General features: G+C 69.4%; 6 protein-coding genes. 3 read left to right on the forward strand and 3 right to left on the reverse strand.

Going from position 1 to position 9,390, the window contains the following annotated elements; genetic code table 11:
• Positions 1-55: 55 nt before the first annotated feature.
• Complete coding sequence (locus OV207_RS23525; protein WP_324291565.1) at positions 56-1,375, forward strand: nucleotide sugar dehydrogenase; 1,320 nt, start codon at positions 56-58, stop codon at positions 1,373-1,375.
• Positions 1,376-1,537: 162 nt separating this feature from the next.
• Positions 1,538-3,229: a TldD/PmbA family protein gene (locus OV207_RS23530; RefSeq protein WP_193429908.1), complete on the forward strand. Its 1,692-nt coding sequence runs from the start codon at positions 1,538-1,540 to the stop codon at positions 3,227-3,229.
• Here OV207_RS23530 and OV207_RS23535 read toward each other — a convergent pair.
• The 3 genes from OV207_RS23535 to OV207_RS23545 all read right to left on the reverse strand — a co-directional run bounded on the left by OV207_RS23535 (position 3,226) and on the right by OV207_RS23545 (position 8,272).
• Positions 3,226-6,321, reverse strand: a complete 3,096-nt coding sequence (locus tag OV207_RS23535; protein WP_267557387.1) for an alpha amylase C-terminal domain-containing protein — start codon at positions 6,319-6,321, stop codon at positions 3,226-3,228. The two genes, OV207_RS23530 and OV207_RS23535, sit on opposite strands and share 4 nt — an antisense overlap.
• An 84-nt stretch (positions 6,322-6,405) precedes the next feature.
• Positions 6,406-7,326 carry a hypothetical protein gene (locus OV207_RS23540; protein WP_267557389.1) on the reverse strand — a complete coding sequence of 307 codons (921 nt, stop codon included), beginning with the start codon at positions 7,324-7,326 and terminating at the stop codon, positions 6,406-6,408.
• Between the two features lie 10 nt (positions 7,327-7,336).
• Complete coding sequence (locus OV207_RS23545) at positions 7,337-8,272, reverse strand: metalloenzyme (protein ID WP_267557392.1); 936 nt, start codon at positions 8,270-8,272, stop codon at positions 7,337-7,339.
• A 32-nt stretch (positions 8,273-8,304) separates the two neighbouring features.
• Here OV207_RS23545 and OV207_RS23550 point away from each other — a divergent pair, with 32 nt between their 5' ends.
• Positions 8,305-9,390 carry a DUF4388 domain-containing protein gene (locus tag OV207_RS23550; protein ID WP_193429804.1) on the forward strand — a complete coding sequence of 362 codons (1,086 nt, stop codon included), beginning with the start codon at positions 8,305-8,307 and terminating at the stop codon, positions 9,388-9,390.

Below are 9,390 nucleotides of genomic sequence, written 5' to 3' on the forward strand. Positions count from 1 at the left end.
CAGGTGAGCCGGCGAGGCCGCCTGTCAATTGCTGGGAGTAACGACAATGCGCGTGATGGTTGGCAACCCCTTGCTGGAGCGGATCAGCAATCGGGAGGCGAAGGTGGGCGTGGTGGGGCTCGGTTATGTCGGTCTTCCCCTGGGCATGGCGTTCGCGGACGCCGGCTTCATGGTGACCGGCCTGGACGTGGATCAGCGCAAGATTGAGAAGATCACGAAGGGTGAGAGCTACATCAAGCACATCCCCAGCGAGCCGCTGGCGAAGCTCACCCAGGCGGGAAAGCTCACGGCGAGCAACGAGTTCGCCAAGTCGCGTGAGCTGGACTGCGTCATCATCTGCGTGCCCACGCCGCTGACCGCGTCGCGTGAGCCGGACATGAGCTTCATCATCGCCACGGGCGAGGCGCTGGCGCCGTACGTGCGTCCCGGCCAGCTCTTCATCCTGGAGTCCACCACCTACCCGGGCACCACCGAGGAGATCCTCAAGCCCCTGCTGGAGAAGGGCGGCCTCAAGGCGGGCGTGGACTTCTTCCTGGCCTTCAGCCCGGAGCGCGAGGACCCGGGCAACAAGGGCTTCAACACCAAGACGATCCCGAAGGTCGTCGGCGGCTACTCGCCCGCGTGCCTTGAAGTCGCGGTGGCGCTCTACGGCAGCGCGCTGAAGGAGGTCGTCCCGGTGTCCTCCACGCGCGTGGCGGAGCTCTCCAAGCTGCTGGAGAACATCTACCGCTGCGTGAACATCGCGATGGTCAACGAGATGAAGATGCTCTGCGACCGCATGAACGTGGACGTCTGGGAGGTCATCCAGGCCGCCAGCACGAAGCCCTTCGGCTTCCAGCCGTTCTACCCGGGCCCCGGCCTGGGCGGGCACTGCATCCCCATCGACCCGTTCTACCTGACGTGGAAGGCGCGCGAGTTCGAGTTCCACACCAAGTTCATCGAGCTGGCCGGCGAGGTGAACTGGCAGATGCCGTACTACGTGGTGCAGCGCACGATGGAGGCGCTCAACGCGGGCAAGAAGGTCCTCAACGGCGCGAAGGTCCTCTGCCTGGGCGCGGCGTACAAGAAGGACATCGACGACTTCCGTGAGTCCCCGTCGCTGCGCGTGATGACGCTCCTGAAGGAGAAGGGCGCGGACATCAGCTACCACGACCCGTTCGTGAAGGAGCTGCACAAGGGCCACGGCTTCAACATGGAGATGAAGTCCGTCCCCCTGGATGCGGAGACCCTGGGCCAGTACGACGCGGTCATCATCCTGACCGACCACTCGCACATCGACTACAACGAGCTGGTCCAGCGCTCGAACATCGTCATCGACACGCGCAACGCGACGAAGGCCGTCACGGAGGGACGCGAGAAGATCATCAAGGCGTAGGGCTGGAAGGTACAGCTTCCAGGCGAGAGGGTCCTCGCTTCACGCGCCGCCGGGAGGGGCTGCGCGTGAGGGGAGGGCCCTCGTCCTTTTTTGGCTACAGTGCGCGCCGTGCCCAGAGCCTCCCGTCCCCTGTTCCCGCTGTTCGTGGCCGCGTCCCTGTTGATGGGCGCGGCGCCCGCGCCGGATCCGCGCTCCCAGCTGCTGGAGGCGATGTCCACGGAGCTGACGCGCAACCAGCAGCAGCTGAAGGTGACCGGCCACGAAGCGCCGTACTTCATCAGCTACCTGGTGAAGGACTACGAGTCGCGGCTGCTCGTCGCGCGCTACGGCGCGGTGTTCCAGGACGACGACTACCGCGAGCGCAAGCTGGGCGTGGACGTGCGCGTGGGCAGCTACGACTTCGACAGCTCCGTCGCGGACTCGCTCGACTTCGGCTTCAGCACCAGCAAGGGCGCGAGCTTCACCGCGCGCAAGGAGGGGCCGCTGGACGCGTCCCCGCTGGCGCTGCGCACCGCGCTGTGGCTCGTCACCGACGAGAAGTACAAGGCCGCGCTCTTCCAGTTCCTGAAGAAGAAGGGCGAGGACGTCTACGCGGTGGAGGACCCCAAGCGCGCGGCGTCCTTCTCCCGCGAGACGCCCTCCACCTACGTGCAGCCGCCGGTGGCCTTCCCGTTTGATCGCGAGAAGTGGCGCAAGCTGGCCCGCGACGTGTCCGCGCGCTTCAACCACCACCCGGAGCTGTTCGACTCGGAGGTGCGCATCACCGCGGACAAGGCGACGCGGCTGTTCGTCTCCTCCGAGGGCACGAAGCTCATCACGGAGGAGACGCTGTACGCGCTGCACGTCTCCGCGGTGACGCGCGCGCCGGACGGACAGCTCCTGGACAACTCGCGCACCTTCTACCTGCCCACGGAGGCCGGCATGCCGGACGCGGCGAAGGTGCACACGGCGGCGCAGAAGGTCATCGACGAACTGCTCGCGCTGCGGCAGGCGCCCGCCATCGTCCCGTACGCGGGGCCCGCCATCCTGGCGCCGGAGGCCGCGGGCGTGCTCTTCCACGAGACGCTGGGCCACCGGCTGGAGGCGGAGCGCCAGGACGGCGACAGCGACGGCAAGACGTTCAAGGGCCAGGAGGGCAAGCAGATCCTCCCGTCCTTCCTGTCGCTGCGGGATGATCCCTCCAGGCGGGAGGTGAACGGCGAGCCGCTCAACGGCTACTACCTCTACGACGAGGAGGGCGTGAAGGCGCAGCCGGTGACGCTGGTGGAGAAGGGCGTGCTCAAGGGCTACCTGATGAGCCGCCACCCGGTGGAGGGCTTCGCGAAGTCCAACGGCCACGGGCGCGGCCAGGGCACGCTCCAGCCGGTGGCGCGCATGGGCAACCTGCTGGTGGACAGCACGAAGCAGGTGAGCGACGCGGAGCTGAAGAAGATGCTCGTCGCGGAGGCGAAGCGGCAGGGCAAGCCATACGGGCTCATCATCCGCGACATCACCGGCGGCAACACCAACACGTCCAGCTACGGCTACCAGGCCTTCAAGGGCGTGCCGCGCATGGTGTACCGCGTGGACGTGAAGACGGGGGAGGAGACGCTGGTGCGGGGCGTGGAGATTGTCGGCACGCCGCTGTCGTCGGTGAACCGCATCCTCGCCACGGGCCAGCGCCTGGGCGTGTTCAACGGCTTCTGCGGCGCGGAGAGCGGCAACGTGCCGGTGTCCACCGTGGCGCCCGCGGTGCTGCTCCAGGAGCTGGAGCTCCAGCGGGCCATGGAGGGCAAGGACCGGCCGCCCCTGCTCCCCAGCCCGGCCGCCCCGAAGCAGGCGGCGACCGGACCGGAGGCGAAGCGCGGGGGCTAGCCGACCCGCTTCATCACCACGTAGCCGGCGGCGGGGATGTTCACCTTGGTGTTCCCGCCGTTCAGCGTGGCGCCGAAGTTGCCGAAGTTGCCACCGCCGTACGCGCCCGCGTCGCTGTTGAGCACTTCCTTCCACTGCCCGGGAGGCAGCGGCAGGGTGTAGCCGTCCAGGTTCTTCTTGTTGAGGCTGCCCACCACGAGGAACTCCTCGTTGCCCGACTTGCGCGTGAAGGCCAGCACGCTGTCGTCGTTGTGGGTGTAGACGCGCTTGACCTCCGCCGCCGCGCTGAAGGCCGGGCTGCTGTTGCGCAGGCCGATGGCGTCCTTGTAGAAGTTGAAGCTCTGCCGGCGGGTGACGTCCAGCATCGCGTCCTTGCGCTCGGAGGCGGGCAGGCTGGAGATCTCCTTGAAGAGCTTCCGGTCGTCCGCGGAGAAGGCCTTGTAGGCAGCGTCCTTCGCCTGCGCGTCGGGGGAGAGCGTGAAGAGGCGCTCGTAGGTGGCCTTCGTCGCGTCGTTGAACGTGACCTTGCCGAAGTCCACGCCCTTGCCCACGTCCTGCCAGCTCCAGTCGCTGTCCCAGGTGGAGGGGTTGCCCCAGCGGAAGTCGTTCTGCGCGCCGAACTCGTCACCCTGGAAGAACATCGGGATGCCGGGGCCGGCCATGCCCATGCCGCCGGTGAAGCGCGCGGCGCCGCGCGTCCACTGGTCCGGGAAGTCGGTGGCGTTCTCACCCTCCGCGGTGTTCATCGTGCGCTGGGCGTTCCCCACCTCGTCGTGGTTGGAGATGATGGACAGCGCCTTCTGCCAGCTGTCCAGCCCGCGCGGCGCCGTCATGAGGTTGACGAACGCGTCCATGTCCGTCTTCAGCCCGCGCGCGGCCGCCTGCACCAGGCCCGGCTTGCTGTTGTCGTTGACCAGCCGGTGCTGGAACTCCGTGTACCACTGCGCGTCGAAGCCGCCGCCGGTGCCGTCCGCCTGCGCGGGGCGGGAGATGGAGGGGTCGTAGTCGAACTGCTCCGCCACGGTCCACACGTCCGGGTTGACGAAGTGCACCTGGCGGTTGATCTCCCGGAGCATCTCCCAGCCGTCCTTGCCGCCCGTGCCCTTGATGGGCTCCGTGAAGTCGAATCTCAGGCCGTCGAACTTCAGCTCCTGCACCTGCTGCACGGCGTGGTCGATGAAGAGCTGCTTCACCTGCGGCGTGTTGTACGCGGGGACGGCGCCCCAGGCCGTGTCGCGCTGCTCGAACTTGCCCGGCTCCTTGGACCAGTTGAAGTACGGGTTGCTGGGGCCGCCCACGTTCCACAGGCCGTTGTGGTCGCCGAAGACGTGGTTGTAGACGACGTCCGACACCACGTTGAGGCCCTTGCCGTGGGCCGCGTCGATGAAGCGCTTGAGGGCCTCGTCGCCCTCCACCCACTGGCCCGTGTCGTCCTCGAAGCCGAGCGAGCTCTCCGCCGCGAGGCTGTTGACGCCCAGGTAGCCCCAGTTGCGGCTGCCCTCCACCTCGTTCGTGGGCAGCAGCTCCAGCGTGGTGACGCCCAGCTCCTTGAAGTAATCCAGCTTCTTGAGCAGGTCCTCCATGGTGGAGCGGTTGGCGTTGCCCGCCTGGCCCAGGAAGCTGCCCGCGTGCAGCTGGTACACCGTCCACTTGGACGGGTCCTTCTCACGGGGCACGTTGTCGTTCTTGAACTGGAACGTCGTGGGGTCCGTGAAGATGGAGCCGCGGAAGTCCACGCCGCTGCCCACGGTGATGAGGTCGCTCCAGGGGTCGTTCTCCGACGAGGCGATGCGCTCCGCCTGGGACAGCTTCCCGTCGCTGTTCACGTCGTCGCGCAGGTGCAGCTTGCCCTGCGCGTCCTTGTCGAACACCTGGAACTCGTAGCGCAGGCCCTCGAGCTTCGACGGATCATTGACGAGCGCGGTCCACGCGCCGCCCTGGTTCTTCATCTTGATGCGGCCGTCGTCCGTGACGTTGCGCGACCAGAAGTCGCTGTTCGCCGCGCCGCCCCGGAGCTTGTCGACGAGCGTCTCGTCGAACGTGCCCAGGCGCTCCTGGAGCTGCGCCTTGTCGAGCGGGTTGCCGTCGCCGTCCTTGAGGACCAGGTACGCGCTGTCCGCGTCCTCGGCGTCGTCCACGTCGAAGCGCATCAGCTCGGTGGCGCCGGGGAAGTAGCGGTTCACCTCCTGGCCGCGCATGGGGTCCAGGAAGAGCCGGTCCAGGCCGCGCTGCTCGCCCATCATCCGGCGCGCGTACGGGTCCGGCCGGTCGCTGGTGGCGCCCGTGGAGTCCACGACTTCATAGACGTAGGACTTGCCCTCCAACTGGCTCCAGGCGCCCTTCGCCTGGGCGGTCCAGTTGCCGCCCTCGTCGCGCGTGAGCGGGATGCGCTGCTGCTGCCCCTGCTTGTCGGTGACCTTCACCTGCACCGCGCGCGCGTCCGGCGCCCAGAACTTGAAGGACACGTCCTGGCCGGAGCGCTGCGCGCCCATCTGGTGGTACGTCGTGGGCGAATAGGACGCGGTGGGCTTGGACAAGTCCAACTTGAGGTTGCCCTCGCCCATCACCGCCCACTGGTCCTTGCCGGACGGGCCGTCCACGCTGACGCCCCACTCCCAGTTGCGCGCGAGGCCGTCGTCCGCGACCTTCACGGTCGCCTCGTACTTGCCATTGCCCAGGGGCTTCATGGGGATGCCGCCGCCGCTCCACTGCGCGCTGAAGCGGCCGTCCGCGTCCCAGCTGCCCTTGAGCTTCGGGTGGGTGAGCTGGTTGTGCGGGCCCGCGTCGTACGTGAACGTGATGGTGCGGGTGACGGGCTTCTCCACCGAGGCGCCCGGACGCACCGGGGCCGTGGGAGAGGCGCCCAGCAGGGCCTCCGTGTTGCCGGAGCGGGCCAGGGTGCCAGACCCCGCGACCGGGCCCTTCGCACTCGCGGTCGGGGTGGCTTCGAAGGCGGACGTGTTCCGGCGGGCGGCGGCGGCCCTGGCGGCGGCCGCCTTCTGCTGGGCGAGCACCTTGTCGGCGTCGACCGTGGTGGACGCCGTGGCGGGGGCCTGGGCGCGGGTCGGGCGGTTGATCTTGGAGTCACTCACGGGGGGAATCCTCCGACGGCCCGCGCATCGCGGGCGTCTTCATCTTTTCGGGCTTGTGCCCTCCAGAGTTGTGTCTGGCGGGCCTCAAGGCGGGGGCAATGGTTTGGAGAACAAAGGAATCCAGGGAAGCCCCCGGTTCTCGCCGCGCGAGCGGTCCACGGCAGGCACTGCCGGTGCGAGCCGCCCACCCTTGAAGCCACGCAGGTACACGTAGCGGCGGAAGTCGCGCAGGAAGGCCTCCACGGGGATTCCCATGGCTTCCTGGAAGGCCGGGGGAAAGTCCTGACCCCGTTGCATGGCGTGGAAGGTGTCGCGGACGCGCACCTCACCGTAGCGGGCCATGAGGAAGGTGAAGGCGTGGTGGGCGGCGCCGTAGACGGTGGCGTTCTCGGACTCGTAGAGGGACTCCGCGCGTGCGAGCGGGTCGGCCTGGGGGTGTTCGTGGAGGAAGCGGGACAGGTCCTCCAGGCTGGGGACGCGGTAGCCCTGGCCCGCGGTGTAGGAGGCCATGCCTTCGCTAAACCACAGGGGGATGCCCTTCTTCGTCCAGGTCATGCGGCTGGCGGACACCTGGTACATGAGGCTGTGGGTGAGCTCGTGCAGGAGCAGCTCGTCCACCTGCTTCTGGGAGGCCCCGGAGCGCGTCCACGTGCGGGGGCTCTGGACCTCCACCTGTTCAAAGCGGGCCCAGGCGCGCAGGAAGTCGTGGTCGGGGCGGTTGGCGGCGCGCTCCAGGGCGGCGTGGGTGGGGTGGATGACCAGGGTGACGGGCTCGTGGAAGGCGCCCCAGCGGGCGAGCCGGGGCCCGGCGTGCTCCACGGCCCGGCGCACCATGTCCGCGGCCTGGGCTTCCCTGGGGCCATGGGCGAAGTGGAACCGACCGCCGGGCAGCTCCAGCGAGGCGTCCGGGTCCACGGGGGGCTTGTGCATGGACGCGCACGCCGACAGCAGGGCCAGCGCCACGACGATGATGCTCCCGCGTCCACCGGTACCGCCCACCCGCATCCCGAGCCCCTCAGTTGGCCCCAAGCCAGCGCATCACGGCGCGTCCCACGTCCGCGACGGTGGTGAAGGACGCTACCTCCGGGGCGGAGGGCCCGAAGTAGAGCATGGGCACCGGGTGCACGGTGTGTCCGCGAACCGACAGGTCCTCCACGTTGCCGTGGTCACTGCACACCAACACGCGCGCGTCGGCGGGGCGGGTGGCGGCGACGGCGCGGGTGAACGCATCGAACGTGTCCAGCGCGGCTCTCGCGGCGGTGAAGTCCTGGGCGTGGCCGGCCTCGTCCGCCAGGTAGTGCTCGAAGAAGGTGAAGTCCGCGCCTCCGGCGATGCGCCAGAAGAGGGCGGCGGCCTCTTCCGGGGTGCGGGTGGGGACGGACAGGCCGTGGGCGCGGGCCTGCGCGCCGGTGATGTCGTGGGTGAGGCCGTCGTCCGCGCGGGCGTCGTCCAGGGTGCGCAGCAGCTCACCGCCCGCGGCGAAGGCGAGCTTGGCGGCCGACGCGCGCACCTTGCGCGCGGTGCGCGGGGGCAGGGTGAACTCCGGCGGGGAGGTGGAGGGGCGCCGGGAGATGCCGAGCGCGTCCAGGTAGGGCGCGGGGTAGGCGTTGGCGAAGGTGGCGGTGCGGCCCTGCGCCTTGAGGCGGCGCACGATGGAGCGCTCCGCCATCAGGTCTCGCAGGGCGGCGTTGGGGTAGCCCAGCACGTGGCCCCCCACGAGGGCGGGGGCGGGGTCCCCGGTGAGGATGGCCGTCTGGTTGGAGGCGGACTGGGGGCGGCCAGGGACGCCGAAGGTGGTGTCCACCGGGAGGCCGAAGCCGCCGTGGGGCAGGGTGGGTGCGGGGGCGTCCTGGAACCAGGACAGCAGGTGGTCCCGGCCCGACAGGGGGTTCACCGCCGGGTCATTCCGCCCGACGCCCACCCCGTCGATGAACAGGACCGCGACGCGCACGGCGCGGAACTGTATCCTCGAATCCGACACGCATGGCCATCCACGGCGACCTCTTCAGCTACCCGCTGCCCGAATTCCTCCAATGGCTGGACAGCTCCCGCAAGACGGGGACGTTGCAGCTGTCGTGGGAAGCGGGCGAGCGCAAGTTGTTCCTCCTGTCCGGCCAGGTGGGGGCCACCGCGAGCGACGGCTTGCGCGGCCGCGTGGCCCGCCTGTTGTCCCTGCCGAAGCTGGCCCAGGGGCAGCGGGTGCTGGCGGCGTTCGACGAATTGACGCGCACGCCGGACGTGGACGCGGCCTTCGACGCGCACGGGGTGCAGGCGCGGTGGGTGCGCGACCTGGGCCGCGAGGAGCTGTTCGCGGCGATGACGGACCTGACCATCGCGGGGCGGGGCACGTTCCACTGGACGGAGGACGCGGACCGCACCGGCGAGGACTGGGTGCCGTCCGACATGAGCATCCGCGAGCTGCTCTTTGAATCCCTGCGCTGGGTGGATGAGCAGGCGGACGTGGACAGGGCGCTGCCCATCGACGCGATGAGCGTGCGCGCGCTGTCGCCGCCCAGCCCCAGCCAGCCGCTGATGCACCGGATCATCCTGGGCCTGACGACGACGCCGCAGAACCTGGGCCGGCTGCGGCTGTCCATGGGCGTGTCGCGCTCGTCGGTGACGCGGCGGGTGCACGAGCTGCTGCGCGCGAAGCTGGTGGAGGTGGACGGCGCGCCGCAGGTGGAAGCGGATCCGGTGGCGGAGATGCTGGAGAAGGGCGCGGTGCTGATGCGCGAGGGTCAGTACGACGCGGCCGGCATCGTGTGCTCGTCACTGCTGGCCAGCGACCCGGCGGACCGGCGCGTGCGCGAGTTCGCGCGCCTGGTGCAGCGCGAGCACGTGGCCGCGCTCTACGCGGACCTGCCGCCGCTGGTGGTGCCGCAGCTGGTGCAGGCGCCCCAGGCCATGGTGATGCTCAAGCCGGAGGAGCGGCAGATCGCCGGGCTCGTCAGCGGCACCTGGGACGTGTCCACGCTGGTGCTGGCCAGCCCCGCGCGCGAGTTGGAGACGCTCAAGACGCTGGCGAAGCTGCACCGCATGGGCTTGCTGAACCTGACGCTGCCGCGCTGA

The sequence above is a fragment of the Corallococcus sp. BB11-1 genome, assembly GCF_026626625.1.
In the GTDB taxonomy this organism is placed as follows: domain Bacteria; phylum Myxococcota; class Myxococcia; order Myxococcales; family Myxococcaceae; genus Corallococcus; species Corallococcus soli.

What these genes read in the sequence shown, in the direction of transcription:
- OV207_RS23525 (WP_324291565.1), top strand. Translation starts at nt 56, where the DNA reads ATGGTTGGCAACCCCTTGCTGGAGCGGATCAGCAATCGGGAGGCGAAG.
- OV207_RS23550 (WP_193429804.1), top strand. Translation starts at nt 8,305, where the DNA reads ATGGCCATCCACGGCGACCTCTTCAGCTACCCGCTGCCCGAATTCCTC.
- OV207_RS23540 (WP_267557389.1), bottom strand. Translation starts at nt 7,326, where the DNA reads ATGCGGGTGGGCGGTACCGGTGGACGCGGGAGCATCATCGTCGTGGCG.
- OV207_RS23530 (WP_193429908.1), top strand. Translation starts at nt 1,538, where the DNA reads ATGGGCGCGGCGCCCGCGCCGGATCCGCGCTCCCAGCTGCTGGAGGCG.